Consider the following 26,314-nt stretch of genomic DNA (forward strand, 5'->3'; position numbering starts at 1 on the left):
TCAGGCTGAACAGCGTACGGCCGTGCGGGTGCCGTAGACCGGCCGGGGCGCGCCATGTCGCCCCGGCCGGTTGCATGTCCCCCCTTTGCGCCTAAACCGGCGCCGCTCTCGCGGACCTGGTTGGTGCTTCGTCTGGGTTCCTCAATTAATGGTTGAGGCCGGTGGCACAGACTTCTTCGCGGTTAGCTCAGCCCCAGATGGCGCTTGAGGAAGTCCACCTGGAGCAGCAGCAGATTCTCCGCCACTTGCTCCTGCGGGGTCATGTGCGTCACTCCGGACAGCGGCAGCACCTCGTGCGGACGGCCCGAGGCGAGCAGGGCCGATGACAGGCGCAGGGTGTGGGCCGCCACGACGTTGTCATCGGCCAGACCGTGGATGATCATCAGTGGGCGGTGCGTCCCGGCGGGATCGGACAGTCCGTCGTCGGTCACCAGCGAACTCGTCGCATACGTTTCCGGGGTGCGGCCCGGGTCGCCGAGATAGCGCTCCGTGTAGTGGGTGTCGTACAGCCGCCAGTCCGTGACCGGAGCGCCCGCGATGCCCGCATGGAAGACGTCAGGGCGGCGCAGCACCGCGAGCGCCGCCAGATAGCCGCCGTACGACCAGCCGCGGATCGCCACCTTCGCCAGGTCCAGCGGATACGACTCGGCCAGCCCCAGGAGCGCGTCGACCTGATCGTCCAGCGTGATCGTGAAGTCGCCCCGGATCGCCTTCTCCCATGCGGGGGAGCGGCCGGGCGTCCCACGCCCGTCCGCGACCACCACCGCGAAGCCCTGGTCGGCGAACCACTGCGAGGTCAGGTGCGCGTTGTGCGCGGCCACGACGCGCTGGCCGTGCGGACCGCCGTACGGGTCGAGCAGCACGGGCAGCGGCCCGTTGCCCTCCTCATAACCGGCCGGAAGCAGGACGGCGCACGGGATCCGGCGCGTGCCCCCTTGCGTGAGCGTCACGCGCGGGGCGAGAACCGGGCGCTCCGCGTACGACGCGACGGTCGCCACCGGCTTGCCCTCACGCAGCACCTGGACACGCGAGCCGGGAGCGCCGAGGTTCGCCGAGACGAGAACCGTCACCCCGCCCGAGCGCACAGCTGAGTGGACGCCGGGCTCCTGCGAGACGCGCTCCACCCCCAGCTCGTTGACGCGGTACACGTGCACCTCGCCGATCTCCGGATCGGCCGCCGCGTCCCCAGCCGAAGCCGAGACCAGCGCATCGTCGCCCGTCACGTCGAGCACCGCGCGGACATGCAGCTGCGGCCCCGTCAGCGGGCGCTCGCCCACCGCCAGCACCCGCGCCCCGCCCTCGTCGGCGATCCGCACCAGCTGCCCGCTCGGCGACCAGCACGGCACCCCGGCGAACAGCTCCAGCCAGCCCGTGTCCCCTGCGGCGCCGTCCGCGTGGACCATGCGCGTCGACCCGTCGTCCGGGTCCACCGCGAGGTACACCTGGCTGAGCTGGTCGCGCGCCTGTACGAGCAGCAGCGGAGCCCCGGACTCCGACCAGTGCACCCGCGCCAGATACGGGTAGCGGGCGCGGTCCCACGCGACCTCGGTGCGCGAGCCGTCCAGGCCGATGACGAAGAGGCGCACTTCCGCGTTGTTCGTGCCGGCCGCCGGATACGCCACGCGCGCCGGCTCCCGGTCCGGCTGCGCCGGGTCCGCGATCCACCAGCGCCGTACGGGGGCGTCGTCGACCCGGGCGACCAGCAGCCGGTCCGAGTCCGGCGACCACCAGAAACCGCGCGAACGCGCCATCTCCTCGGCCGCGATGAACTCCGCGAGGCCGTACGTCACCGTCTCGGACTCGGCCTGAGCGAGCGCCCGGTCGCCGTCGCCCTCGGCGCCCACCACGCGCAGGGCGCCCCGGACGACGTACGCGATGTGCCGTCCGTCCGGGGAGGGGCGAGGGTCGATCACCGGTCCGGGAACGGGCAGTTCGCGGGCCGTGCCGGCGCGCAGCTCTGCCGCGAACAGCCGGCCCGAGAGGGCGAACGCCGCCAACTCCACGGCCGTGTCCGTCGCATAGCCCACGATGCCCGCCCCGCCTTCACGGCTGCGCTCGCGGCGCGCCCGCTCCTCGGCCGACAGGCGCTCCGTCGCGCCGCCCAGCAGCACCGCAGGGTCGGCGGCGACCCGCTCCCCGCCGTCCGCGAGATCCAGGACCCAGAGAAGGTTCGCCCGATCGGTGCCGGAACGTGAGCGCAGAAACGCGACATGGGACCCGTCGGGCGCCACCGTGAAGGCGCGGGGCGAACCGAGCGAGAAGCGCTGGGTACGGGCGTGCTGACGCGGAAATGAGACAGGCTCGGTGGTCATCCCCCGAGCCTAGGCCGACAGGGCCTGATCCATGCGCCCCCTCGTGCTGCCGTGCTCCGATCCATGACCTGGGATGCATAGTTATGATCCCTAAGACCGGACGGGGGCCACCAGGTTTCTCCGTGCCGGTGATCGTGCTGACCGTAATCGACGGCCGCGGTGATCAAGACGCGGGACGAGTCTGGGGAGGTGGACCGCCGTGGCACTCTCGATTTCGGCGGTGGTGCTGCTGGTGATCGTCGTCTTCCTGCTGATCAAGAAGTCAGGCCTGAAGGCGGGGCACGCGGTCGTGTGCATGCTTCTGGGCTTCTACCTGGCGAGCTCCTCCATAGCTCCCACGATCAGCGAGCTCACCACGAACGTCGCCGGGATGATCGGCTCCATCAAGTTCTGAGCCGCCCGCCACGGGTTTGTCCTGCTCGGGGGCGCCTGCGGCGCCCTCGATCGCTCTGTCGGACCGCCCTCGTAGGCTTGGGCGCATGACGGACCTGCCCTCCCCCAAGCTCTCGGCTTCGCTCGAGCAGGGGGGACCCCCACGGCGCCTGCTCCTCGTGCACGCTCACCCCGACGACGAGTCGATCAACAATGGCGCGACCATGGCCAAGTACGCGGCCGACGGCGCCCATGTCACGCTCGTGACCTGCACCCTCGGCGAGGAGGGCGAGGTCATCCCGCCGGAGCTGGCACATCTGGCGCCCGACCGCGACGATCGCCTCGGCGACCACCGGGTCGGGGAGCTCACCGCCGCGATGGCCGAGCTGGGCGTCACCGACCACCGCTTCCTGGGCGGCGCCGGGCGGTACCGCGACTCCGGAATGCTGGGCGCCCCGCAGAACGAGCGGCACCACTGCTTCTGGCAGGCCGACATCGACGAGGCGGCGGCCGCGCTGGCCCAGGTCATCCGCGAGGTCCGCCCGCAGGTCCTCATCACCTACGACCCTGCCGGCGGGTACGGCCACCCCGACCACATCCAGGCCCACCGCGTCGCCATGCGCGCCGCGGACCTCGCCGCCGAGCCCGCCCACCGCCCGGACCTCGGCCGGCCGCACACCATCGCCAAGATCTACTGGAACCGGGCCCCGCGTTCCGTGGTCGAGGAGGGCTTCGCCCGCCTGAAGGACGCGCTTCCCGAGCTGCCGTTCCCGGCCGCTGCGTCCGTCGCCGACGTGCCGGGCGTGGTGGACGACGACGTGATCACCACGGTGATCGACGGCAGCGGCTTCGTGGCCGCCAAGGCGGCTGCGATGCGCGCCCACGCCACACAGATCGAGGTCGTCGAGGAGTGGTTCGCCCTGTCGAACCAGCTCGCGCAGCCGCTGTCCGCGGTGGAGTACTACGAGCTGGTGCGGGGCGAGCGGGGCGTCGACGCCTCCGACGGGTCGCCGGAGACGGACCTGTTCGCCGGGGTGGTTGTGACGGAAGAAGGTGCTGCCTGATGGGCGCGACGGGTAAGCCGGGAGAGGGCAGGCCGGGAGTGGGTAAGGCCGGTGCGGGTGAGCCCGGGACGGGCAGACCCTCTGGGACGGGCAGGTCCTCGGCGGGTAAGTCCGGTGCGGGCGCGGCCGGGACGGGCAGGTCTTCGGCGGGTAAGTCCGGTGCGGGCAAGCCGGGTTCGGCGGCAGTCCGTCCGGCTGCGGCCCGTTCGGCGGGTTCGGGTGGTGCGGGCGGGAGTTATCTCGCCGAGCCGCCACGGCCGGGACGTGCGGCCGCCTACGTAGGGCTGTTCGTGCTCGGCGTGCTGGTCGGCGTCGCCGGGGCGATCGTACAAGGCGGCTGGTTTCCGGGCGGGTTGCTGCTCGCGCTGGCCGGTGCGGCAGGGCTCTTCCTCGGCGGGGCGCGCGTGACCGGCACCCGAGCCGGGGCCGTGGCCCCCGCCGCCGGGTGGCTGGTCGCCGTCATCCTGCTCACCACGAGCCGCCCGGAAGGGGACTTCATGTTCGCCGCGGGAGCCGGCTCCTATCTCTTCCTGCTCGGCGGCATCGCCGTCGCTGTGATGTGTGCCACCCTTGGGCGGACCCGGCAACCCGACGGCCCGCCTGCCCGACTTGCCAATTGACGTACCGCTTCTCCGTACCAGGACGGGCCCTGGGCCGCGCGGTTTTCCTCCGCGGTCGCGGGTTACCGGCCGACGACGGCCAGTATGGTTGTGCCGCTGCCGAGCTTCCCCCACGCTCTCGGCTCCTCCCCAGTGGCCTGGGAGGCGCCCCCAGAGCCAGGGGACCCAGAGCGACAACGGGACGGGCGGCGGAGCCAACCGGGAGAACTTGCCTTGAGTCGTGAAACTGACACTTCGTCCTCCGGGCCCCAGGGGCGCGGCGGAGCCGCATATCCGTCCGGCACGCCGCCGTACGGGATTCCCGCCCAGGGCGCCGCTCCCGAGGACGGTGCCGACGCCGCCGCGCGGCCGGAGGAGCGCAAGACCGAGACGACGCTGACCACGCGGATCCGGATCAACATCCCGGGTTCGCGGCCCATTCCGCCCGTCGTCATGCGGACACCGGTCTCCGACGCGGACGCGTCGGCCGCGAAGGGGCCGGCGGGCCGGACCGAGGGCACCGACGGTGCGGGGGGTCCGCGGAGCGACGCGGGCGCGTCCGGGCCGGGCGCCGCCGCGTCCGGGTCGTCGGCACCGTCCGGCACCGGTTCGTCCCCCGCCGCCGCGCCTTCCGCGTCGGCGGAGGAGAAGACCAGCGACTGGTTCGCGCCGCGCAAGCCGGCCGCGGGCCGCGGCGGCGCCCCGGCAGGCGGCGGCACGGCGGGCGGCAGCTCGGCCAACTCGCCTACGACGCCGGGCGGCTCGGGCCCGCAGGGCTCAGGGGCCGGTGTGGGCACGGGACTTGGGACCGGTGCGGGCGCCACGGGTGGTCCCGGGCGCGGCCCCGGGGCCGCGGGCGCGGGCACCTCCGGTACGGGCGCGGGACTCGGTGCGGGACCGGGTGGTCCGGGACCGTTCGGCTCCAGGCCCCCGGCGCGCGGAGCTTCCGGTCCTGCGGGGCCGGGCGGCCCCGGTGGCCCCGGCGCGCCGGGTTCGCCGCGCGTCTCCGGCTCCGGTGCCGGAACCGGCGGCACCAGCCCGTTCGACTCGTACGACACGTCGGCCCCCGATGGGGGTGCCTCCCAGGCCTTTAAGGCACTGGGGGAGCACGGATCGCTCGGGCCCGACCCGCAGAGCAGCGGCCTCCCGTACTTCTCCGAGAGCGGCAACGGCCGCGGCCCCGCGGGCCCGACCGGTGGCACCGCGACCGGCGAAGGCCCACTGCTCGTACCGCCGGGGGACCCGGCACCGTCGGCGAGCCCGCGCATGAGCGACGACACCGCGATACTCACCCCCCAGCGGCCCGCACCCGTGCCGGGTCCGGGCGGACCGGCAGGACCTGGCGGACCCGGCGCGGGAGCGCCGGGGATCCCGGGGGACAACATCTCCGGGCACACCGTCACCAGCGGCATCCCCGTCGTGCCCCCGTCGCCGAACTCCCCGTTCGCACCCGGAGGGCACACCGACGGGCCGGTGCCGCACAGCACCCCGAGGCTGCCCGAGCCCTCCCGGTCCACCGTGCAGGCCGCCACGCCCCCCAAGAAGAAGGGGCGCAGCAAGCTGGTGCTCGCGGCCGTCGGTGTCGTCTTTGCGGGCGGTGTCGCTTACGGCGCCGGGCTGCTGATGAACCACTCCGACGTGCCGAAGGGCACCACCGTGCTCGGCGTCGACATCGGCGGCGGCACCCGCGACGAGGCCGTCCAGAAGCTCGACAGCGCCCTGGACGACCGGACCACCAAGGCGCTCCAGCTGTCGGTCGACGGCAAGACGGTCGCACTCAAGCCGGATCAGGCGGGTCTGCGGCTCGACAGCCAGTCCACGGTCAGCGCCGCCGCGGGCAGCGACTACAACCCCGTGTCCGTGATCGGCTCGCTGTTCGGCGGCGAGCGTGTCGTCGACCCGGTGATGCCCGTCGACGGGGAGAAGCTGCAGGCCGCGCTCGAGCTGGTCGCCGGCGAGTCCGGCTCCGTGACCGAGGGCACGATCAAGTTCCAGTCCGGCAAGGCCGTCGCCGTCTACGGCAAGGCCGGCAAGGGCATAGACCCCGCCAAGGCGGCGACGGCGATCGAGGAGGCCTACCGCACCCAGGTGGAGACCGGCCGGACCGCCCCGGTGCAGGTCCCCACCACCACGCGTCGGCCGACCGTCACCAACGCCGAGGTCGACCGCATGATGAAGGCGTTCGCGAAGCCCGCGATGTCCGGATTGGTGACGGTGCAAACGGACGCAGCGCACTTGGTGAGCTTCAGCCCGGAGCGTTCGATCTACAAGTTCCTGAGCGTGCGGGCTGTCGACGGCAAGCTGGTCGAGCACTACGACCTCAAGGTGCTCGAGAGCCTGTACGGCAGTGCCTTCGACGGTGTCACGATCACCAAGGGCGACGGCAGCAAGAAGCCGGTCAGTCCGCAGGACGTGGCCTCCGCGCTCGGTCAGGCGCTGCGCGGGAAGACGGCCGCGGAGCGGGTCGTGACGATCCCGACGAACCCTCGATAAGGGGCCCCTGGGCCGCGGCGGTCCTCGCCCGGTGCGCCGACGTCAGTTGAGCATCGCCCGGGCCGCCCGCGCCTGGCTGCGGATGCTGTCGGCCGCCGACTCGTCGACCGCGGCCACCACGTCCGCGTACGCGTCGAGTTCCTCGGCGCCCGTCAGGAAGTCGCCCCGCCGGACGAGGAGCTGGGCGTGTTCATGGCGCAGGCGGGCCGGGTGCGACGGCAGGAGCAGGGACAGCTCTACCGCCCACAGGGCCACGTCCGAGCGCTCGGGGCGGGCGGCGGCCCAGGCGCGGATGTTGTTCAGGATGCGCAGGATCACATCCAGCGGATCGGCCGGGATCAGCATCGACGGGTCGAGCGGCGACCCGGTGGCCCCCGCCACCAGCAGCTCCGCGTCGGGGCCCGTCAGCACGCGGCCGCCGTCGAACGGATCCGCCAGCACCTGCTCGTCGGGAGGCCCGAACCCCACGACGAAATGGCCCGGCAGCGCCACCCCGTACACCGGTGCGCCCGCCCGCCGGGCGACCTCCATCCAGACCACCGACAGCAGGATCGGCAGCCCGCGGCGGCGGCGCAGGACCTCGTGCAGGAGCGAGGACTCCAGGCGCTGGTAGTCGCCGGGCGTACCGCGGAAGTCGCAGCGGCGGCCCAGCAGCTCGGCGAGGGCGGTGGCCCAGGAGCGCGGGCCGCCCGGCCGGAAGGGCAGCTGCCCGGCCAGCCGGTCGAGCTCGATCTGCGCCGCGTCCATGCCCGCCTCGTCCAGTGTCGGGTCCGCTTCCGCGGCCACCAGCAGACACAGCAGCGACAGGTCCGGCCGCTCGGCCCGCGCCTCCTCGGCGAACCGCCGCCGTCCTTCACTGACGTGCTCTGCGCGCATATGTGCCTCGTGCCCTCTCAGGGGGCGTTCGATACGGGGGCCGTTCCCGGCTTGGCCGGGAACTGCCGATGGGCGGGGGCCGCCGCCCCCGCCGGGGCGCACCGCCGTCCGCGGTGCGTCCCACCCGACGCCGGATGCACGTCATGCGCGAGGGCGCCGGCCGTCGTGGGCTCTGCCCACCCTCCCCCAAGCTCTCGGCTTCGCTCGAGCAGGGGGGACCCCCATCGCCCTGGGGGTACGTCCCAGGCCCTTAAGGCACTGGGGGAGGAACGCATGCCCACAACGGAACGGCCCTCCGTCACCGCGCGTCCGCCGCCCGATAGTGGTGGTACGCGTGATGCGTCGCGAACCCCAGCCCGTCGTACAGCGCCCCTGCACCCCCGTTGTCGTCCTCCACCTGCAGCCACGCCGCCGAGGCCCCCTCGGACAGGGCCTGGCGCGCAAGGGCCGCCATCACGGCGGTGGCCAGCCCCTGGCGGCGGTGCGCCGGATCCACCTCGACCGCCATGAACCCCGCCCAACGGCCGTCCACCACACACCGGCCGATCGCTGCGGGCACCTCCCCGGCGGCGCCTGGTACGTACGCGAACCACACCGACGGGCCCCCGGCCAGTACCGCCCGCACATGGGGCCCAGGCACACTGGTCCGCTGGTAACGCAGGAGCCACCCCTCGCCGGCCTCGTCGAGCGAGCGCGCCAGCCGCACCCGCGCCACCGCGTCGTCCGTGCCCGCATCCGCGATCGGCGCCAGCGGCGCGATCCGCAGCAGCGCGGTCACCTCCCGGACCCAGCCGCGCCGCTCCAGTTCCGCGCAGAGCACCTCCTGCGTGCCCTCCGCGCCCGTGGCCGTCTGGATGTACGCGGGCAGCCCCCGCTTCCCGTACCAGTCCCGTACGTACGCGAGCGCCTCGTCGAGCGGCACACCCGGGTCGCCGGTCGGCAGAACGGAGTTCGCTCGCCGGGTGAACCCGCCGGCCGCCCGCAACTCCCACTCGCCGAGCCGCTCGCTCTCCACCGGCGGCCAGGCCCGCGCCGCGACCCTCGACAGCTCCTCGTACGACGCTGCGGGACCCCGACGGCGTGCCGGGGCGGCGGGCACGACCTTGGCCGCGACCAGCGAGGATTCCGGAATCCGGACGCTCTCGCCGGTACGCCGTGTGATCACGAGCACACCCTCGTCCCAGGATGTGAGAACACCGACCGTGTCGGTGAACTTCTCACCCTCGGCAGCGTGTTCCTCCAAGCGTCGTACCGAAACGCGTTTGCCCACGTCAGAGCCGGAAATACGGACCTCGAGCCGACCGCCCGCCATGAATTCCACAGCTGTGTCCACCCCTCCTGTTCGGATCATGCCCAGGAACGGAGATACTAGGTGCGGGCATCGACGACGCCGCGCTCCCGCGCGCCAGGCGGCGGAGCCTGAAGCGGCCCGCCAGCGCCCTATCGAGGAGGAACGACAGCGTGACCTACGTCATCGCGCAGCCTTGTGTCGACGTGAAGGACAAGGCGTGCATTGAGGAGTGCCCGGTCGACTGCATCTACGAGGGCTCCCGGTCCTTGTACATCCACCCGGACGAATGCGTCGACTGTGGTGCCTGTGAGCCGGTCTGCCCGGTCGAGGCGATCTTCTACGAGGACGACACTCCGGAAGAGTGGAAGGACTACTACAAGGCGAACGTCGAGTTCTTCGACGAGCTCGGCTCGCCCGGCGGCGCCAGCAAGCTCGGCCTGATCGAGCGCGACCACCCCTTCATCGCCGCGCTTCCGCCGCAGAACCAGTAAGCGGCCCGCTGGGAGCATCCCAGCCGTCGCTGGAGGAGCGTCGCCTCGGTCCCGTACGGTCGCCCGCCGTACGGGACCGAGGCATTTGCCCGTATGCGCAGCCACATACAGCGCACATACGGAAACGCCGGTACGGCACGACGTACGAGAAAGTGAGCCCGATCCCGTGTCCGCAGTCTCCGACAGGCTTCCCACCTTCCCCTGGGACAAGCTCGAGCCGTACAAGGCGACGGCCGCCGCACACCCCGACGGCATCGTCGACCTGTCCGTCGGCACCCCGGTCGACCCGGTCCCGGAGCTCATCCAGAAAGCCCTGATCGCGGCCGCCGACTCCCCGGGCTACCCCACCGTGTGGGGCACGCCCGAGCTGCGGGACGCCATCACCGGGTGGTGTGAGCGGCGTCTGGGCGCGCAGGGCATCACGCACCGCCACGTCCTCCCGATCGTCGGCTCCAAGGAGCTCGTGGCCTGGCTGCCGACCCAGCTCGGCCTCGGCCCCGGCGACAAGGTCGCCTACCCCCGGCTCGCCTACCCGACGTACGAGGTCGGCGCTCGCCTGGCCCGCGCCGACCACGTCGTCTACGACGACCCGACCGAGCTGGACCCCACCGGCCTGAAGCTGCTCTGGCTCAACTCGCCCTCGAACCCGACCGGCCGGGTGCTGGCCAAGGACGAGCTGACCCGCATCGTCGCCTGGGCACGCGAGCACGGCATCCTGATCTTCAGCGACGAGTGCTACATCGAGCTGGGCTGGGAGGCCGACCCGCTGTCGGTGCTGCACCCGGAGGTCTGCGGCGGCTCGTACGAGGGGATCGTCTCCGTCCACTCGCTGTCGAAGCGCTCGAACCTGGCGGGCTACCGGGCCGCGTTCCTGGCAGGCGACCCGGCCGTGCTCGGCGACCTGCTGCAGATCCGCAAGCACGGCGGGATGATGACGTCCGCGCCGACCCAGGCCGCCGTGGTCGCCGCGCTCGGCGACGAGCGCCACGTCCACGAGCAGCGCGAGCGGTACGCCGCGCGCCGTGCCGCCCTGCGTGACGCCCTGCTGCGACACGGCTTCCGCATCGAGCACAGCGAGGCCAGCCTCTACCTGTGGGCCACCCGCGACGAGTCCTGCTGGGACACCGTCGGCCACCTCGCCGACCTCGGCATCCTGGTGGCCCCGGGCGACTTCTACGGCCCGGCGGGCGACCACTTCGTACGGGTCGCCTTGACGGCAACGGACGAGCGGGTGGCGGAGGCGGTACGGCGCCTGGGGTGACTGCACCGTGGGGGGTACGCGAAGGGGTCCAGGAAGCTTCACGCTTCCTGGACCCCTTGTCGTAACAGCCGAGGCGCTCAGCCAAGCGGCAGCTCGGCCGCCGGCAGCTCCGGCGCCGGAAGGTCCGCCGGCGGAAGGTCCGCCTTCGGCAGCCCCTCCGCGGAACCCACGGCGTCCCCGACCGCCCCCTGCGCGTGCCCCACAACGGGCGTAACGCCGGACTCGACGGCAGGCGCGGCGGACTCGACGGAGCCGGCGTCGAGCGCGGTCAGCCCGCCCAGGTTCGGCGCGGCGGTAGGCAGGTCGACGGCACTGGCGGACCCGGCCGCACCGACCACGGGCGCCGCTCCCGCCGCGACGAGCAGCGCGGCACGGGCGATCCGGCGGGACAGAGGGAGGGACATGGTGCTCCTTCGAGAACAAGAGAGAAAGGTCGAGAAGTCCGGGCCCCTTCAGCGGCCGATCCGCTTGATCGCCCCCGGCGCTCGGACGCAGTGACTACCGCTCGAGGACCGCGAAGGTTGCGGTGGCCGAACGTAAAGAATTGGCAATGCGTCGCATTATCGGCTCCGGATAAAAGCGGGCAAATCAGCGCCATCCGCAGTGCCGTCCGAAGCTGCTGCTGATTCCTTACTCCGCGGAGTTCTCAAGGGCGTTGGCGGTCGGTGCGACCACAGGCCAAAGGATGTGCGGGACGCAGCCCCGGGCGCCCCTCAAGGGTGAGAGCCCGAACTACTGGCCGCACACGATACGGACCTCGCCGAGGGCCTTCCCGCCGCTGCGGGCGGCGCGCTGACCGGCGCCGTCCGAGGTGTCACCGGCCGCGCTGTCGCCGGCGGTGCCCTCCGTCTGCCACCCGTCCTCCGAATCCGCGGCGATCCAGACCCGGCCCCCGTAGGAGACCCGGTCGATGGACAGCGCGGTCGCGTTGGCCACGGCCCAGTGCGCCAGTTCCCAGCCGCGCTGCCGCGCGCTGCCCCCGGCCGACGCGGTCTCGGCGACCGGCACGACCACCGTGCCGCTCCTGCTGGGCGAAGGCGACGGAGACGCCGCGGACGGCGACGACGCGGCCTCCTCCGATACCGTCGCGGCGCTGTCCTGCAGCACGTCCGTTCCGAAGTCGCGTACGAGGGCCGTGCGCACCCGTGACGGGTCGCCGGCCTGGGTGGCGGGACGCGTCGTACAGGTCAGGGATGCGGCCGCGCGGCCGGTCAGGGCGGCGGCCAGCAGCGCGGCGTCCGGCTCGTGCTTCGCGTACGCCTGCGGATAGCCGCTGCGCTGCACGCGCTGGGCGGCGACCGTCAGCGGAAGCCGCGAATATCCCGGGATCTTGGCCAGATGCTTGTAGAACTCTTCCGCCGAGTACGCCGGGTCCAGGATCTGCTTCGGCGTTCCCCACCCCTGCGAGGGCCGCTGCTGGAACAGGCCGAGCGAATCCCGGTCGCCGTGGCGGATGTTGTCCAGCCCGGACTCCTGGAGCGCGGTGGCCAGTGCGATCGTCACCGCCCGCTCGGGCATGCCGCGCGAGGTGCCGACTGCCGAGATCGTCGCGGCGTTCACCGCCTGCTCGGGAGTGAGCTCGTACGAGGCACCGTCGCCGTCGCCCGCCACGACCTCGCAGCGCGGGGCGGCCCGGCCTCCGTAGACGTACTGCACGATCAGGTAGGCCGCGAGCGCGAGCAGTGTCGCGACGGCCACCACGGTACGGAGGAGACGGCTGCGCCGGACGGGGGTGCGGGGCTGTGACACGCGTACAAGGTACTGGAGGGTCACAAGGGGGCCGGCAGGCCGGTCTGCGGGGGCGGGTTAGGGTCACAGCATGGACCGCACCTCGCTCGACCTCTCGCTGGATGCCGCTCAGCTCACCGCTCAGCTCGTCGACTTCCCGTCCGAGAGCGGCCAGGAGAAGCCGCTCGCCGACGCCGTGGAGGCGGCGCTGCGCGCGCTCCCGCACCTCACGGTGGACCGCTACGGCAACAACGTCGTGGCACGTACGCAGCTGGGACGCCCGGAGCGGGTGATCCTCGCCGGGCACATCGACACCGTGCCGATCGCGGACAACGTGCCGTCCCGGCTCGACGAGGATGGTGTGCTCTGGGGCTGCGGCACCTGCGACATGAAGGCGGGTGTGGCGGTGCAGTTGCGCATCGCGGCCACCGTGCCCGAGCCGAATCGCGATCTGACGTTTGTCTTCTACGACAACGAGGAGGTCGAAGCCCATCTGAACGGCCTGGGTCATGTGGCCGACGCTCACCCCGACTGGCTGGAGGGTGACTTCGCGATCCTCCTCGAGCCCTCCGACGGGCAGGTCGAGGGCGGCTGCCAGGGCACCCTGCGTGTCCTGCTGAAGACCAAGGGCGAGCGGGCGCACTCGGCGCGCAGCTGGATGGGGTCCAACGCCATCCACGCGGCCTCCCCGATCCTCGCCCGCCTGGCCGCGTACGAGCCGCGCTACCCCGTGATCGACGGGCTCGAGTACCGCGAGGGCCTCAACGCCGTCCGTATCGAGGGCGGTGTCGCCGGAAACGTCATTCCTGACGAGTGCGTCGTCGCCGTCAACTTCCGCTACGCCCCCGACCGCAGCGAGGAGGAGGCCCTTGCGCATGTGCATGAGGTCTTCGCGGACTGCGGTGTCGAGGAGTTCGTCGTCGACGACCACAGCGGCGGCGCGCTGCCCGGCCTCTCGCATCCGGCCGCAGCGGCCTTCATCGAGGCTGTCGGCGGGACCGCGCAGCCCAAGTACGGCTGGACGGACGTCTCCCGCTTCAGCGCTCTCGGCGTCCCCGCCGTCAACTACGGGCCTGGCAACCCGCACCTGGCGCACAAGCGCGACGAGCGCGTCGAGACCGCGAAGATCCTCGCGGGCGAGGAGCGGCTGCGGGCCTGGCTGACGGCCTGACCGGGCCGTGCTGGGCCTGCACCCGTGCCGCGGCCCGTGCTGATCCGCCCCGTGTCCCACGCCTGGGACGCTCCGCAGTTCCCCGGACATGCCGTGTTACAGCGTTCGTAACGCCCGTAGACCTACGCTGATACGGCAGGACGTCAGCGGAAGGGGAGGCACATGGGGAGTCCGGAAGCGCAGGGCCCGCCACCGGAGGAGCAGCGCCTCGGGCCGGTGGTGCGACGGCGCCAGCAGGTCAAGCCCGGCACCACCGATCAGCGGCTGTTGGACACCGTCGGCGACTCCGACTGGGTGCACACCGATCCGTGGCGGGTCATGCGCATACAGTCCGAGTTCGTGGAAGGCTTCGGCGCCCTCGCCGAGCTTCCCAGCGCGATCAGCGTCTTCGGCTCCGCGCGCACACGACCGGGCGATCCCGAGTACGAGGCCGGTGTACGCCTCGGCAAGGGGCTCTCCGAGGCGGGCTTCGCGGTGATCACGGGCGGCGGGCCCGGAGCGATGGAGGCCGCCAACAAGGGTGCGCGGGAGGCGGGCGGCATCTCGGTCGGCCTCGGCATCGAGCTCCCGTACGAGGAGGGGCTCAACCCGCACGTCGACATCGGCGTCAACTTCCGCTACTTCTTCGTCCGCAAGACGATGTTCGTGAAGTACGCGCAGGGGTTCGTGGTCCTGCCCGGCGGTTTCGGCACCCTCGACGAGCTCTTCGAGGCGCTCACCCTCGTCCAGACCCGCAAGGTGACCCGCTTCCCGATCGTTTTGTACGGGTCGTACTACTGGGGCGGCCTCGTCGACTGGCTCCACAACACGGTGGTCTCCCAGGGCAAGGCATCCGCGAGGGACCTGCTGCTGTTCCACGTCACGGACGACGTGGAAGAGGCGGTGACCCTGGTGACCAAGGAAGCGGGCCGCTGAGGCCTGCGGCCCGCGCCACTTCGGTGGGCGGGCCGTTTCCGTTGTGGGGACAGCGTGTGGCAGGCGCGCGCCGGGGGCGGCTCAGGCCAGCCCCCGGCGGGCCACCGCCGGAGGCCGGTGGCCGGCGATGGAGGCCACCATGTCGAGGACCTGCCGCGTCTCCGCCACCTCGTGCACCCGGTAGACCTGGGCCCCCAGCCACGCCGAGACGGCCGTCGTGGCGAGGGTGCCCAAGACCCGCTCCTTGACGGGCTTGTCCAGGGTCTCGCCGACGAAGTCCTTGTTGGACAGCGAGACGAGCACGGGCCAGCCCGTCTCCACCATCTCGCCCAGCCGGCGCGTCGCCTCGAGGCTGTGCCGGGTGTTCTTGCCGAAATCGTGCCCCGGGTCGATCAGCACCGACTCGCGCGGCACCCCGAGCGCCACCGCCCGCTCGGCCAGCCCCAGGGTGACCCGCAGGATGTCGGCCATCACGTCGTCGTACTCGGTCCGGTGCGGGCGCGTGCGCGGCTGCACCCCTCCCGCGTGCGTGCACACCAGGCCCACGCCGTGCCGCGCAGCGACCTCGGCCAGCTTCGGGTCGACCCCGCCCCACGCGTCGTTCAGCAGATCCGCGCCCGCCTCGCAGACCGCCTCGCCGACCTCGTGCCGCCAGGTGTCGACGCTGATGATCACGTCGGGGAAGCGCCTGCGCACTTCGGCCACGAAGCCGACCGTGCGGCGCGCCTCCTCCTCCGCCGAGACCTCATCGCCGGGACCGGCCTTGACCCCACCGATGTCGATGATGGCAGCGCCCTCTGACACCGCCTGCTCGACGCGGGCGAGCGCGGGCTCGTCGCGGAACGTGGCGCCCTGGTCGTAGAAGGAGTCCGGGGTCCGGTTGACGATCGCCATGATCACCGGCTCGTGCGCCTCGAATTCGCGCCTGCCCAGCCTGAGCATCCCCTGTGACCCTCCTGATCCGGTTTCCCTGTTCGGCCGCCTGCGACCTTAACTGTCAGCGTCGCATGGCACGATCGGACTCTGACGGTTTCGAGGCCCCTGGCTTCGTGCCGGAGGCGTCTGCGCGGGCATTCCGTGCGGGTTTGCTCGTACGGATTCTCCATACGAGGGGTTACGAGCAGCTTTTCAGAGTCAGTCGGTATCCGAGCGTGGGGGACCGCAGAGATGGTCTTGTTCTTGTTCTTGGTCGTCGCGCTCGTCGTGGTGGTCGCCGCGGTGACGCTGGCCGTCGTGGGCGGCGGCGAGAGCGCCGCGCTGCCCGAGGTGCCGCCCGAGCGGCTCGCGGACCCACTGCCCCCGGACCGCCCGGTGGGCCGGGCAGACGTGGAGTCGCTGCGCTTCCCGGTGACCGTCCGCGGCTACCGCATGGCGGACGTGGACGATGCGCTCGGCCGTCTCGGCGCCGAGCTGGCCGAGCGGGAGGCACGCATCGAGGAGCTTGAGTCGGCGCTGGCCGGCGCCCGTACCCGGTCCGCCGGCGGGCTCCCGGGCACGGGTGCCCCGGGCCCGTCCGAGGCGTACGGATCCGGCCCTGGGCCGTACGGATCCGGCCCTGGGTCGTACGGATCCGGCCCTGGGTCGTACGGATCCGGGCCAGGGTCGTACGGATCCGGGCCAGGGTCGTACGACGCCAAGGCCCCCGAGGACGCGCCCGGGCGTCCGACTCCCGAGGAGGACCGGTGACCGGCACCGCGCTGGCAGGTCCCGACGGAGGGCTGCGCTGCCCCTGGGCCCTGTCCACCGAGGACTATGTGGCGTACCACGACGAGGAGTGGGGCCGACCGGTCCACGGCGACGACGCGCTGTACGAGCGGCTGTCCCTGGAGGCGTTCCAGTCGGGGCTGTCGTGGATCACGATCCTGCGCCGCCGCGAGGGTTTCCGCGCCGCCTTCGCGGACTTCAAGGTCGCATCGGTGGCGGCCTTCACGGACGCCGACCGCGAGCGTCTGCTCGCCGACCCCGGCATCATCCGCAACCGCGCCAAGATCGACGCGACGCTCGCCAACGCGCGCGTGCTCGCCGACTGGTCCCCGGGCGAGCTGGACGCCCTGATCTGGTCGTATGCACCGGATCCGGCGTCCCGCCCGGTCCCGCGCTCCGTCGCGGACGTGCCCGCGGTCACGGACGAGTCGACGGCCCTGTCCAAGGCCCTCAAGAAGCGCGGGCTGCGCTTCGTCGGCCCGACGACGGCGTACGCGCTGATGCAGGCCTGCGGGCTGGTCGACGACCACCTCGTGGACTGCGTAGCGCGCCGCCCGTGACACCTTCAGCCCGTCCGGCGCTTTGGACCTAGCGGCCGAGATACGTCGGCTTCGCCTTCTCCACGAACGCCTGCACCGCGATCGCGTGGTCCTCGGAGCTGCCCGCCCGCGTCTGGAGCTCGTCCTCCTTCTCCAGCGTCTCGCCGAGCGAGTGGGACGCCCCGTACGCGACTGACTCCTTGAGCGCCGCGTACGCCAGCGTCGGCCCCTCGGCCAGCGCCCGGGCCACCTGCTGGGCCTCGGCGGCCAGGTCCGCCGCCGGTACGAGGCGGCTCGCGATGCCCAGCTCGTACGCCTCCTGCGCCTTGATGGTGCGCGGGAAGAGCAGCAGGTCGGCGGCGCGGCCCGGGCCCACGATCCGCGGCAGCGTCCACGAGACGCCCGAGTCGGCGGTCAGGGCGACCCCGGCGAAGGAGGTGTTGAAGCTGGCCGTGTCCGCGACGACGCGGTAGTCGGCGGCGAGGGCGAAGCCGAAGCCGGCCCCGGCCGCGACGCCGTTGACGCCCGCCACCACGGGCTTCGGCATACCGGTGAGCGCGCGGACGATGGGGTTGTAGTGCTCCTGGACCGTGCTCATGGTGACCCCCGCCCCCGTCTTGCGGTCCGCCGCCAGCAGGCCGATGTGCTCCTTGAGGTCCTGGCCGACGCAGAACGCCCGGTCACCGGCGGCCGTGAGCAGCACGGCACGGACCGACTCGTCCCGGGCGGCCGACTCGGCCGCGTCCCGCAGGGCGACCTTGGTCTCGGTGTTCAGCGCGTTCATCGCCTCGGGGCGGTTGAGCGTGATCGTCGCGAGTCCGTCGCGCACCTCGTAGAGCACGGTGTCGGGCATGGCGGGTCCCCTCCTGTGTAGCGGCTCAGGTGTTGTCTCGACGTCTCAGGACAGCATGTCGGAGATCATCTGGCGTGCGTATGTGACCTGCATCAAAGAATTCCAGTCCGGCCGAACGCGCGATTCGGAGCAGTATCGCAACCACATCGCCGAATTGAGTGGTTTTGCGAAAGTGCGTTGCCCAAGCGATGCCGACCGATGTTGGTCATCGGGTCATGAGATGCGGGATAATGGCCTGGAAGCAATGTGTTCGAGGCCGTTACGCGTGCCCTTCGTGGGCCGACGGCTGACGATGAGCGGTTTCAGGAAGGGGAACGAGCATGGCGGCCATGAAGCCGCGGACGGGTGATGGCCCGCTCGAGGTGACCAAGGAGGGGCGGGGCATCGTCATGCGCGTTCCGCTCGAAGGCGGCGGACGGCTTGTCGTCGAGCTGACCCCGGACGAGGCCGACGCGCTCGGCGACGCCCTCAAGAAGGTCGTCGGCTGACGCATAACGCCCACACCTTTTTGCAGCTGCCCCGGCATCGTACGTCGTGCCGGGGCAGAGCTGTATCAGGGGGTCTTTCCTGTTTCTTGACCGCTATTTCTTGACCGCGCAGAGCAGCCCGTCGCCCACCGGCAGCAGCGAAGGCACCAGGTCCTGACTCTCCCGCACCGCACGCAGCAGCTCACGCTGGCGCAGCACCTCGGCCGGCTGCGGGCCCGAGCCGATCGTCCGGCCGTCCGAGAAGACGCCCTCGAAACAGACGAGACCGCCGGGACGCAGAAGCCGCAACGATTCAGCGAGATAGTCCAGGCACTCCAGGCGGTCGCCGTCGCAGAAGACGAGGTCATAACCGCTGTCCGCGAGCCGCGGCAGTACGTCGAGAGCGCGGCCGGGGATGAACCGGGCGCGGTTTCCCGCGAAACCGGCCGCACGGAATGCCTGGCGCGCGAACTGCTGGCGCTCCGGCTCGGGGTCCACCGTGGTCAGCACCCCGTCGGCGCGCATCCCGTGCAACAGATGAATTCCGGACACCCCGGTGCCGGTGCCGATTTCGGCCACGGCCTTGGCGCCCACGGTGGCGGCGAGCATCCGCAGCGCGGCGCCGGTGCTGGGCGACACCGAGCGCAGCCCTGCGTCCCGGGCCCGGTCGCGGGCCCAGAGCAGTGCTTCGTCCTCGGCGACATAGGCGTCGGCGAACGCCCAGCTCGTCTGCCGGTAGCCGGTAATGGCCCTCTCCTGTTCCCCGTAGTTGCCTGGCCGTGACTGTAGCCGCTGACCCCGGGAACCCGGAGATGGGACCGGGCGTTTAGAGGGGAGGGAAGGGGACGGGGGGCTATCGGATGGATCAGGACAGCGAGCAAGTCGCGACGCAAGACCAGAAGCGCACACCAAATTCACGGAAAAGCGCTTATACGGAGCTAACGGGCGAGGTGGCTATGGTAGGGGCTCCACTGGACACCACCAGAGCCGACAGGGGAGGTGCGGCTGCGCCTGTGGATCGGAGAAGCGTGCTTCGGCGCTTTCTCAGGTCGGCGGGTGAGCCGAAATCCGTGACCGACACCGCTGATCGATTCCGCACCCAGGCCTTCAAGGGCATGGGAGGCGCGTCCACCGCCGAATCCGTATCGACCGCGACCTTCGCCACCGACGCGGATTCCCAGGCGTGGACTCCGCCCACGTGGGAGGAGATCGTCAGCACCCACAGCGGGCGGGTCTACCGGCTGGCGTACCGCCTGACCGGCAACCAGCACGACGCCGAGGACCTCACGCAGGAGGTCTTCGTCCGCGTCTTCCGCTCCCTGTCGACGTACACGCCGGGCACCTTCGAGGGCTGGCTGCACCGCATCACGACGAACCTGTTCCTGGACATGGTGCGCCGCAAGCAGCGCATCCGGTTCGACGCCCTCGGGGATGACGCGGCGGAGCGGCTGCCCAGCCGTGAGCCCACCCCGCAGCAGGCCTTCCACGACACCCACTTCGACGCCGATGTCCAGCAGGCCCTCGACACCCTGGCGCCCGAGTTCCGCGCCGCCGTCGTGCTGTGCGACATCGAAGGACTGTCGTACGAGGAGATCGCCGCGACCCTGGGCGTCAAGCTCGGCACCGTCCGCAGCCGGATCCACCGCGGGCGCTCGCAGCTGCGCAAGGCCCTCCAGCACCGGTCGCCCGAGGCGCGTGCGGGGCGTCGCACCCTCGTGACCGCGGTACCCGCGCTGGGAGGAGGGGGCGCGACCGCGTGAGTGGATCACGTCCTACACCCGCAGAGCAGCATCTGGGAGACCGGCTCGCCGCCCTGGTCGACGGAGAGCTCGGCCATGACTCGCGCGAGCGTGTCCTCGCGCACCTCGCCACCTGTCCCAAGTGCAAGGCCGAAGCCGACGCCCAGCGGCGGCTGAAGAACGTCTTCGCGGAAGTCGCCCCTCCGCCGCCCTCCGAAACCTTCCTCGCACGCCTTCAGGGGCTGCCCGGAGGTGATGACAACGAAGGGGATCCCTTCGGCGGGGGAGGCCTCGGGGGGAACGGAGTCTTCGGAGTAAGGCAGGGCACGTCCTTCGGGTTCGTCCCGACGGCCGCCCACACCGGGGTCCTCCCCGGTGAGGAGCGCGGTTTCCGCATCCATGACGTCGGCCGTCACGACGGCCGCTCCGCGTCGCGCGGAAGGCGGTTCGCCTTCGCCGCGGCCGGTGCGGTGTCGCTGGCCGCGATCGCGCTGGGCGGGGTGTCCACCGGTGTGCCGACGGGCACCGCCGATGCGCGCGGCGGCTCCGGCGGCGGCACCAACGTGACGCCGTTCCGTACGCAGAGCGGGGGCGCCTTCGGCACCCCCGAATCCCTGCGCCGCCGCAGTGGCGGTCCGCTGCTGGCGCAGGGACAGCGGCCGGGCGGTGCCCTCTCGGATCCGGTCGACGCCACGGGGGTGGGTGCCCCGCTGCTGCCCGCGTTGCCTTCACCGGCCTTCGGTGCGGGGTTCGGCACGGGGCAGACGCTGCACCCGCTCATGGCGCCCATCGTGGCCGGGGCGGCCGCCATGTCCCCGCTCATACGTCCGCTCCCGCCCGCCGCGGCGACGACCGACGCGTCCGCGGAGCTCATGGGGCCCGCGGGCCCCATGTGGGAGATCGCCGCGACGCCGGCGCCCGGATCCTCGTCGTCCCATACGCCTTCGGCACCTCTCCACTGACGCCTGCTCCGCCAGGGCAACCCTTGCTCGGCTGAACCTTGCTCTGCGCCGTGGCGCGTGAACCTGGTTGAATCGCTGGGGGTCCCCCCTGCTCTGGGGGCACCTCCCAGGCCCTTGAGGCACTGGGGGAGAAGCCAAGAGCTGGGGGGGAGGGTCGCGCCCGATGGTCGACGACGGGCGTGGCGTTGATGATTCGGTCCGCGGTGATCACCGTGGGGCTGCCCGTGGGGCGCCTCGCGGGCCAGGTGTGGGGAGAGCATGGACGAGGGGAAGCCCACGAAGCCGAAGTGGTGGAGCCGCCCCCGGCCGCATGTGCCGGGCGCCGGAGCCGAGCCGCAGGCAGGGGCCGGGGACGTCCGACAGGGGCCGGGCGGCGGGCACGTTTCGGAGGGGCACGGCGGGGGTCGCGAGTCGCAGGCGGTGGGCGGCGAATCGTCCCCGCAGGCGCTGGCCGGGGATCGCACCGAGGCGGTGGCCGGGGACGCTTCACGAGGCGACGCCGAGCTGACGGTGGCGGCAGCGGACGGTGGCGCGGGTCCAGACTTCGGCGGAGCGGACGGCGTGGCCTCGACGGTGGCTGAACCGGTTGATGCTGTACCGGGCGTGGACGACGGATCGGCGGCGGAGCCCAGCGAGCCGTACGCCGGGGGCGGCGAAGCCAACGGAGCGGCCGCGGGCGCGTCCGGCGGTGCCGCATTGCCGGGCGGCTTTATAGAAGAGTCGGTGACAGACGGCCAGACCGCCGTCGGGGAGCCGGTGGCGGACGGTCACGTGGTGGCTGGTTCGGCGCCCGTCGAAGAGGGTGTGGCGGGCGGTTCGGTGCCCGGTGAGTCGGGTGCCTCGGGTGGTTCCGGGGGCTCGGTCGCCGGGCAGGTGCGGCCGTTGCATGATCCGGACCCCTACAGCACCCCGCCGTACGGCGAGCCGGGGCCGTGGGCGCCTGCGCCGCCGGTGCAGCACCCGGGGGCCACTCCTGCGCAGGGCACCTCTGTCTCCGGACCGCCGCTCACGGGGGCGGTCCCCGCTGGGGGCGCTCCGTTCCAAGGGGCGCCCGCCGCAGCGGCGGGCCACGGCACTCCGGCGCACGGCACTGCGGCATACGGCACCGCGGCCCATGCCGCCCAACCGCTCGGCACCCCCGCGCACGGCACCCCCCCGCCTCCGTACGGCGGTGCGCCGCAGGTGGCACCCCCGCAGGGAGCCGTCCCGCAGCCCCCGCATCAGCAGGTCGCCCAGGGCCCCGTACCCCCGCAGCCAGGCCTGCCGCAAGGCGCCGTACCCCAACAAGCGTTGCCGGCGCACGGGGCCGGGCCCGCGCCGCAGCCCCACATGCCCCAGCCTCACATGCCCCAGCCCCACATGCCTCAGCCCCACATGCCCCAGTCCACTCACATGCCCCAGCCCCCGGCCGGTTCCGGTGCGCACTGGCAGCAGTACGACCCCTGGCGGGCGGCGCCGCTTCAGCAGAACGGGGCCGTGCCGGTGTCCAGGGAGCGGCGGCGGAAGCAGGCCAAGAGGGTGCTGGTCGTCGGAGCCGCGCTCATCGCTCTCATCTCCGGCGGTGTGGGCGGCGTGATCGGCGCCTACCTGGAGCGCAACGGCGGAGTGAGCGAGGTCGAACTCCCGCAGGCCGGGAAGGAGTCCGCGGACCGTACCCCGGGCAGCGTCGCCGGGATCGCGGCCAGTGCTCTGCCGAGCGTCGTGACGCTGCACGTGAGCGGCGACGACGGACAGGGCACCGGCACCGGGTTCGTCCTCGACGACCGTGGTCACATCCTGACCAACAACCACGTCGTGGAGCCCGCGGGAACCGGCGGCAAGATATCGGTGACGTTCAGCGGAGGCGAGACAGCCGAGGCGGAGGTCGTGGGACGCGACAGCGGCTACGACCTCGCCGTCGTCAAGGTCTCCGGCGTGAGCGGCCTCAAGCCGCTGCCGCTCGGGAACTCCGACAACGTCCGGGTCGGCGATCCGGTCGTGGCCATCGGCGCCCCCTTCGACCTGGCCAACACCGTGACGTCCGGCATCATCAGCGCCAAGGAGCGGCCCATCACGGCGGGCGGCGAGAAGGGCGACGGCAGCGACATCTCGTACGTCGACGCGCTGCAGACCGACGCACCCATCAACCCCGGCAACTCGGGCGGCCCTCTGGTCGACTCCAAGGCCCGCGTCATCGGTATAAACAGCGCCATCCGGTCCGCCGACAGCGGATCGGATCTGGACGGCGGCCAGGCCGGCTCGATCGGGCTGGGCTTCGCCATCCCCATCAACCAGGGCAAGCGCGTCGCCGAGGAGCTCATCAACACCGGGAAGGCCACGCACCCCGTGATCGGCGTCACACTCGACATGGACTACACGGGCGACGGTGCCCGCGTCGCCACGAAGGGCAACGACGGCGGCTCGCCGGTCAACCGGGGCGGCCCCGGCGACAAGGCGGGGATCACGGCGGGCGACGTCATCACCGACGTCGACGGCCAGCGCGTTCACTCGGGCGAGGAGCTCATCGTCAAGATCCGGGCCCATCGCCCCGGCGACCGCCTGGAGCTGACGCTGAAGCGGGACGGAGACGAGAAGAAGGTCACACTGGTCCTCGGCTCGTCGGAGGGCGACTGAGCGCCCGGACGGCCGACGGCCGTCCAGCGGCCGTCCGGGGGCTCTTCCACGGCCTTTCGAGGGCTGTCGGCAGGCACCGGCTGACAGTGGCCGCCCCGGCGGTGCCCGGGAGTCGGCCGTGAATTCCCCGCGAATGGCCGTGCCATGAATCCGGGCGCCCAGGACAGTACCGGATCGACAGGATCGGCGGGTACCGTGGAGCCGGTCCGGACCACGCACGACCTGCCGCGGGCCGAGGACATCGCAAGGAGCGCAAGGTGTTCAATGACATAGGACCACTCGAGCTGGTGACGCTCGTCGTCCTTGCCGTGCTCGTCTTCGGCCCGGACAAGCTCCCCAAAATGATTCAGGACGTCTCGCGGACCATTCGTAAGATCCGCGAGTTCTCGGAGAGCGCCAAACAGGACATCCGGCAGGAACTCGGCCCGGAGTTCAAGGACTTCGAGTTCGAGGACCTCAACCCCAGGACGTTCATCCGCAAGCAGCTGGACAACGACGACCTGGGGCTGAAGGAGATCCGTAACGGCTTCGACCTCAAGAAGGAGATGGCCGAGGTCACGGACGCCGTGCACGGCCGCGACAGCGACTCGGCCGCCGCGTCGTCCGGCTCCTCGGGCTCCTCGTCGGGGACTTCCGGCGGCAGCGTCGACATGACCAAGAAGCGTCAGAGTCTCGAGCCGGACGAGCGCCCGCCGTTCGACGCCGACGCGACCTGAGCCGATCGCGGGGCCCCGGCCTGGCACGCGGCCGTCACACGGTTCGACCGATGGGCCATTCAGCCTATATAAGTCCGACAGGTACGACCCACGTATTTCCCGCATACCGGACTCCTGGAACCGGTGTGGCTATCCTGCCTTGTTGTTGTACGGACCGGACGTGAGGTCGCCCGTGGGGGGCGGGCCGCCCCGGTCCGACGAGAGCGAGGAGGCGTCCGGCCAGATGGAGACGACAAGTCGGGTAGATGCGCAGCCGTCGGCCGCGGAGGGCGAACAACAGGCCCTTGTCGCCCGGGAGACGGAGACGGTCGAAAGTTTCCTGCTGGCGCCCTTTCCCTGGTACGGCCTCGACGAGGCCTTCACGGGTCCGCGCCGGCTGCTGAGCGTCGGCACTGCCGCGGACGGCTGCGTGGAACACGGTTCGATCGCCCACGGCGACGAGCCCACGGTGCGCGCCGATGCCCAGGAGGAGAAGGAGCGCTTCGCCGTCGTGGTGACCGTCGCGGCGAACCCCGTGCGGCGCAGCGCCGACGGGACGGGCGTGCTCGAGGCGACCTCGGTGTCCTCGGCGGCGTGGCTCGCCGGGGTCGGTCTGCTGTCGGTCACCTGGCCCGCCCAGATGGACTACACGCTGCGTGACGACTGGCTGGAGCAGCAGACCGAGACCGCGTGGGCGCTTGCGGACGACCTTGCGGGGTCCGAGTGGTCGACGCTGTCCCTGCCGGTCGACGGGGTGCCGACGCAGTTCCACTACCGCGAGTCCGAGTTCGGGTGGGTGCTGGCCGGGTCCACGCCGGAAGGGGTTCATGTGGGGGCGTACGGGCGGGGGATGAGTGCGTATGGGGTGGGCTTCTCGATGATCAAGGACATCGCGACGTACGCCTAGCAGCGGGCTGAACGCGAAGGGGGCACCGTCTTTTGACGGTGCCCCCTTCGCGTGGTCCGGCTAGAACTTGTTCTTCGGGGTGATGCCCAGGGACATCCCCGAAAGGCCACGCTGGCGGCCGCCCAGTTTGCCGGCGATGGCGCGGAGGGCCGTGCCAGCCGGGGAGTCAGGGTCCGTCAGGACGACCGGCTTGCCCTCGTCGCCGCCCTCGCGCAGGCGTACGTCGATCGGGATGGAGCCGAGGACCGGGACGGTCGCGCCGGTGGTCTTCGTCAGGCCGTCCGCGACCAGCTGGCCACCGCCCGTGCCGAACACGTCGACCATCTCGTCGCAGTGCGGGCACGGCAGGCCCGACATGTTCTCGACGACACCCACGATCTTCTGGTGGGTCTGGACGGCGATCGCGCCGGCCCGCTCGGCGACCTCGGCCGCCGCCATTTGGGGCGTGGTGACGACGAGGATCTCGGCGTTCGGGACGAGCTGCGCGACCGAGATCGCGATGTCGCCCGTGCCCGGCGGCAGGTCGAGGAGCAGGACGTCCAGGTCGCCCCAGAAGACGTCCGCGAGGAACTGCTGCAGCGCGCGGTGGAGCATCGGGCCGCGCCAGACGACGGGCGCGTTGCCCGGCGTGAACATGCCGATCGAGATGACCTTCACGCCGTTCGCCGACGGCGGCATGATCATGTTCTCGACCTGGGTCGGACGCCCGTCCACGCCCAGCATCCGGGGCACGGAGTGGCCGTAGATGTCCGCGTCCACGACGCCGACCTTCAGCCCGTCCGCCGCCATCGCGGCCGCCAGGTTGACCGTCACCGAGGACTTGCCGACGCCGCCCTTGCCGGACGCCACCGCGTACACACGCGTCAGCGAGCCCGGCTTGGCGAACGGCACCTCGCGCTCGGCCTGGCCGCCGCGCAGCGCGGTGGCGAGCTCGCGACGCTGCTCGTCGCTCATCACGTCCAGCGACACGTCGACGCGTGTGACGCCCTCGACCTTCGAGACCGCGTCCGTCACGCGCTTCGTGATCGTGTCGCGCATCGGGCAGCCGGAGACCGTGAGGTAGACGGTGACCGCGACGGCACCGTCCTCACCGATCTCCACCGACTTGACCATCCCCAGCTCGGTGATGGGTCGTCCGATCTCGGGGTCGTTCACCGTCGCCAGTGCTGCGCGCACCGCGTCTTCCGTAGCCATACGCACGATGGTACGGCGCCGGGCGGGGGGCCCGGAAAGGCCCTCAGCGGTCGCTTAGGTCACGTCCT

General features: G+C 71.9%; 23 protein-coding genes and 3 pseudogenes. 16 read left to right on the plus strand and 10 right to left on the minus strand.

Annotated features, from left to right (window positions below; genetic code table 11):
• Positions 1-182 precede the first annotated feature (182 nt).
• The gene (locus ABT009_RS18620; RefSeq protein WP_351295474.1) at positions 183-2,312 is read right to left on the minus strand and encodes a S9 family peptidase; all 2,130 of its coding nucleotides are present in this window, start codon (positions 2,310-2,312) and stop codon (positions 183-185) included.
• A 199-nt stretch (positions 2,313-2,511) separates the two neighbouring features.
• Between ABT009_RS18620 and ABT009_RS18625 the strand changes: the two genes are divergently transcribed.
• The 4 genes and pseudogenes from ABT009_RS18625 to ABT009_RS18640 all read left to right on the plus strand — a co-directional run bounded on the left by ABT009_RS18625 (position 2,512) and on the right by ABT009_RS18640 (position 6,840).
• On the plus strand, positions 2,512-2,706 hold the full coding sequence (locus tag ABT009_RS18625; protein ID WP_351295477.1) for a hypothetical protein: 195 nt from the start codon (positions 2,512-2,514) through the stop codon (positions 2,704-2,706).
• 85 nt (positions 2,707-2,791) lie between these two features.
• Positions 2,792-3,748 (plus strand): N-acetyl-1-D-myo-inositol-2-amino-2-deoxy-alpha-D-glucopyranoside deacetylase, encoded by a 957-nt coding sequence (gene mshB, locus ABT009_RS18630; protein WP_351295480.1) that lies wholly within the window; start codon positions 2,792-2,794, stop codon positions 3,746-3,748.
• A gap of 233 nt (positions 3,749-3,981) precedes the next feature.
• Positions 3,982-4,368 (plus strand): annotated as a pseudogene (locus ABT009_RS18635) (DUF6113 family protein); the annotation flags it as partial.
• Positions 4,369-4,581: 213 nt separating this feature from the next.
• Positions 4,582-6,840: a hypothetical protein gene (locus tag ABT009_RS18640; protein ID WP_351295483.1), complete on the plus strand. Its 2,259-nt coding sequence runs from the start codon at positions 4,582-4,584 to the stop codon at positions 6,838-6,840.
• Positions 6,841-6,882: 42 nt separating this feature from the next.
• Here ABT009_RS18640 and ABT009_RS18645 read toward each other — a convergent pair whose 3' ends face one another.
• Together ABT009_RS18645 and ABT009_RS18650 are read right to left on the minus strand one after the other, a co-directional pair.
• The gene (locus ABT009_RS18645) at positions 6,883-7,716 is read right to left on the minus strand and encodes a transglutaminase family protein (RefSeq protein ID WP_351295486.1); all 834 of its coding nucleotides are present in this window, start codon (positions 7,714-7,716) and stop codon (positions 6,883-6,885) included.
• A 298-nt stretch (positions 7,717-8,014) separates the two neighbouring features.
• Positions 8,015-9,037, minus strand: coding sequence for a GNAT family N-acetyltransferase (locus tag ABT009_RS18650; protein ID WP_502989917.1), 1,023 nt, complete (start codon positions 9,035-9,037; stop codon positions 8,015-8,017).
• A 140-nt stretch (positions 9,038-9,177) separates the two neighbouring features.
• Here ABT009_RS18650 and fdxA point away from each other — a divergent pair, with 140 nt between their 5' ends.
• The gene (gene fdxA, locus ABT009_RS18655) at positions 9,178-9,498 is read left to right on the plus strand and encodes a ferredoxin (RefSeq protein WP_018089397.1); all 321 of its coding nucleotides are present in this window, start codon (positions 9,178-9,180) and stop codon (positions 9,496-9,498) included.
• 166 nt (positions 9,499-9,664) lie between these two features.
• Positions 9,665-10,759, plus strand: a complete 1,095-nt coding sequence (locus tag ABT009_RS18660; protein WP_351295491.1) for a bifunctional succinyldiaminopimelate transaminase/glutamate-prephenate aminotransferase — start codon at positions 9,665-9,667, stop codon at positions 10,757-10,759.
• A 77-nt stretch (positions 10,760-10,836) separates the two neighbouring features.
• Here ABT009_RS18660 and ABT009_RS18665 read toward each other — a convergent pair whose 3' ends face one another.
• Both ABT009_RS18665 and ABT009_RS18670 read right to left on the minus strand, forming a co-directional pair.
• Positions 10,837-11,163 (minus strand): ATP-binding protein, encoded by a 327-nt coding sequence (locus ABT009_RS18665; RefSeq protein ID WP_351295494.1) that lies wholly within the window; start codon positions 11,161-11,163, stop codon positions 10,837-10,839.
• Positions 11,164-11,491: 328 nt separating this feature from the next.
• A complete protein-coding gene (locus tag ABT009_RS18670) occupies positions 11,492-12,508 on the minus strand; it encodes a VldE C-terminal domain-containing protein (protein ID WP_351295497.1) in 1,017 nt (338 codons plus the stop codon).
• 70 nt (positions 12,509-12,578) lie between these two features.
• On the opposite strand from ABT009_RS18670, the gene dapE reads away from it, so the two are divergent.
• Together dapE and ABT009_RS18680 are read left to right on the plus strand one after the other, a co-directional pair.
• Positions 12,579-13,658, plus strand: coding sequence for a succinyl-diaminopimelate desuccinylase (dapE, locus tag ABT009_RS18675; RefSeq protein WP_351295500.1), 1,080 nt, complete (start codon positions 12,579-12,581; stop codon positions 13,656-13,658).
• Between the two features lie 162 nt (positions 13,659-13,820).
• Positions 13,821-14,573, plus strand: a complete 753-nt coding sequence (locus ABT009_RS18680) for an LOG family protein (protein ID WP_351295503.1) — start codon at positions 13,821-13,823, stop codon at positions 14,571-14,573.
• An 81-nt stretch (positions 14,574-14,654) separates the two neighbouring features.
• Here the strand turns inward: ABT009_RS18680 and folP are convergent, their stop codons facing one another.
• Complete coding sequence (folP, locus tag ABT009_RS18685) at positions 14,655-15,515, minus strand: dihydropteroate synthase (protein ID WP_351295506.1); 861 nt, start codon at positions 15,513-15,515, stop codon at positions 14,655-14,657.
• A 225-nt stretch (positions 15,516-15,740) separates the two neighbouring features.
• On the opposite strand from folP, the pseudogene ABT009_RS47455 reads away from it, so the two are divergent.
• Both ABT009_RS47455 and ABT009_RS18695 read left to right on the plus strand, forming a co-directional pair.
• Positions 15,741-16,052: pseudogene (locus ABT009_RS47455) on the plus strand (DivIVA domain-containing protein); the annotation flags it as partial.
• A 203-nt stretch (positions 16,053-16,255) separates the two neighbouring features.
• Entirely contained in the window at positions 16,256-16,837 is a 582-nt protein-coding gene (locus ABT009_RS18695) for a DNA-3-methyladenine glycosylase I (RefSeq protein ID WP_351295512.1), read from the plus strand.
• Positions 16,838-16,865: 28 nt separating this feature from the next.
• Here ABT009_RS18695 and chcB read toward each other — a convergent pair whose 3' ends face one another.
• Positions 16,866-17,669, minus strand: a complete 804-nt coding sequence (gene chcB, locus ABT009_RS18700) for a 2-cyclohexenylcarbonyl CoA isomerase (protein WP_351295515.1) — start codon at positions 17,667-17,669, stop codon at positions 16,866-16,868.
• Between the two features lie 320 nt (positions 17,670-17,989).
• Between chcB and ABT009_RS18705 the strand changes: the two genes are divergently transcribed.
• Positions 17,990-18,157: a DUF3117 domain-containing protein gene (locus ABT009_RS18705; RefSeq protein WP_003966491.1), complete on the plus strand. Its 168-nt coding sequence runs from the start codon at positions 17,990-17,992 to the stop codon at positions 18,155-18,157.
• 93 nt (positions 18,158-18,250) lie between these two features.
• On the opposite strand, the pseudogene ABT009_RS18710 reads toward ABT009_RS18705, so the two are convergent.
• Positions 18,251-18,950, minus strand: a pseudogene (locus ABT009_RS18710) (O-methyltransferase).
• A gap of 142 nt (positions 18,951-19,092) precedes the next feature.
• On the opposite strand from ABT009_RS18710, the gene sigE reads away from it, so the two are divergent.
• Positions 19,093-19,896, plus strand: coding sequence for an RNA polymerase sigma factor SigE (gene sigE, locus ABT009_RS18715; RefSeq protein WP_351295518.1), 804 nt, complete (start codon positions 19,093-19,095; stop codon positions 19,894-19,896).
• A complete protein-coding gene (locus ABT009_RS18720; protein ID WP_351295520.1) occupies positions 19,893-20,837 on the plus strand; it encodes an anti-sigma factor family protein in 945 nt (314 codons plus the stop codon). Before sigE ends, ABT009_RS18720 begins: the two co-directional genes overlap by 4 nt.
• 486 nt (positions 20,838-21,323) lie before the next feature.
• Here ABT009_RS18720 and ABT009_RS18725 read toward each other — a convergent pair whose 3' ends face one another.
• Complete coding sequence (locus tag ABT009_RS18725; RefSeq protein WP_351296059.1) at positions 21,324-21,725, minus strand: hypothetical protein; 402 nt, start codon at positions 21,723-21,725, stop codon at positions 21,324-21,326.
• On the opposite strand from ABT009_RS18725, the gene ABT009_RS18730 reads away from it, so the two are divergent.
• The 3 genes from ABT009_RS18730 (at position 21,657) to ABT009_RS18740 (ending at position 25,052) form a co-directional block, all read left to right on the plus strand.
• A complete protein-coding gene (locus ABT009_RS18730; protein ID WP_502989918.1) occupies positions 21,657-23,450 on the plus strand; it encodes a S1C family serine protease in 1,794 nt (597 codons plus the stop codon). The genes ABT009_RS18725 and ABT009_RS18730 overlap by 69 nt on opposite strands.
• Positions 23,451-23,707: 257 nt before the next feature.
• Positions 23,708-24,166, plus strand: a complete 459-nt coding sequence (locus ABT009_RS18735; RefSeq protein WP_351295523.1) for a sec-independent translocase — start codon at positions 23,708-23,710, stop codon at positions 24,164-24,166.
• A 223-nt stretch (positions 24,167-24,389) separates the two neighbouring features.
• Complete coding sequence (locus tag ABT009_RS18740) at positions 24,390-25,052, plus strand: hypothetical protein (RefSeq protein ID WP_351295526.1); 663 nt, start codon at positions 24,390-24,392, stop codon at positions 25,050-25,052.
• Between the two features lie 60 nt (positions 25,053-25,112).
• On the opposite strand, the gene ABT009_RS18745 is transcribed toward ABT009_RS18740, so the two are convergent.
• Positions 25,113-26,246: an Mrp/NBP35 family ATP-binding protein gene (locus ABT009_RS18745; RefSeq protein WP_351295529.1), complete on the minus strand. Its 1,134-nt coding sequence runs from the start codon at positions 26,244-26,246 to the stop codon at positions 25,113-25,115.
• Positions 26,247-26,314 lie beyond the last annotated feature (68 nt).

It is taken from the genome of Streptomyces sp. NPDC002896 (genome assembly GCF_040295225.1).
GTDB lineage: Bacteria > Actinomycetota > Actinomycetes > Streptomycetales > Streptomycetaceae > Streptomyces.

What these genes read in the sequence shown, in the direction of transcription:
- ABT009_RS18620 (WP_351295474.1), bottom strand. Translation starts at nt 2,312, where the DNA reads ATGACCACCGAGCCTGTCTCATTTCCGCGTCAGCACGCCCGTACCCAG.
- mshB (WP_351295480.1), top strand. Translation starts at nt 2,792, where the DNA reads ATGACGGACCTGCCCTCCCCCAAGCTCTCGGCTTCGCTCGAGCAGGGG.
- ABT009_RS18645 (WP_351295486.1), bottom strand. Translation starts at nt 7,716, where the DNA reads ATGCGCGCAGAGCACGTCAGTGAAGGACGGCGGCGGTTCGCCGAGGAG.
- ABT009_RS18665 (WP_351295494.1), bottom strand. Translation starts at nt 11,163, where the DNA reads ATGTCCCTCCCTCTGTCCCGCCGGATCGCCCGTGCCGCGCTGCTCGTC.
- dapE (WP_351295500.1), top strand. Translation starts at nt 12,579, where the DNA reads ATGGACCGCACCTCGCTCGACCTCTCGCTGGATGCCGCTCAGCTCACC.
- ABT009_RS18680 (WP_351295503.1), top strand. Translation starts at nt 13,821, where the DNA reads ATGGGGAGTCCGGAAGCGCAGGGCCCGCCACCGGAGGAGCAGCGCCTC.
- folP (WP_351295506.1), bottom strand. Translation starts at nt 15,515, where the DNA reads ATGCTCAGGCTGGGCAGGCGCGAATTCGAGGCGCACGAGCCGGTGATC.
- chcB (WP_351295515.1), bottom strand. Translation starts at nt 17,669, where the DNA reads ATGCCCGACACCGTGCTCTACGAGGTGCGCGACGGACTCGCGACGATC.
- ABT009_RS18705 (WP_003966491.1), top strand. Translation starts at nt 17,990, where the DNA reads ATGGCGGCCATGAAGCCGCGGACGGGTGATGGCCCGCTCGAGGTGACC.
- sigE (WP_351295518.1), top strand. Translation starts at nt 19,093, where the DNA reads ATGGTAGGGGCTCCACTGGACACCACCAGAGCCGACAGGGGAGGTGCG.
- ABT009_RS18725 (WP_351296059.1), bottom strand. Translation starts at nt 21,725, where the DNA reads ATGCAACGGCCGCACCTGCCCGGCGACCGAGCCCCCGGAACCACCCGA.
- ABT009_RS18740 (WP_351295526.1), top strand. Translation starts at nt 24,390, where the DNA reads ATGGAGACGACAAGTCGGGTAGATGCGCAGCCGTCGGCCGCGGAGGGC.
- ABT009_RS18745 (WP_351295529.1), bottom strand. Translation starts at nt 26,246, where the DNA reads ATGGCTACGGAAGACGCGGTGCGCGCAGCACTGGCGACGGTGAACGAC.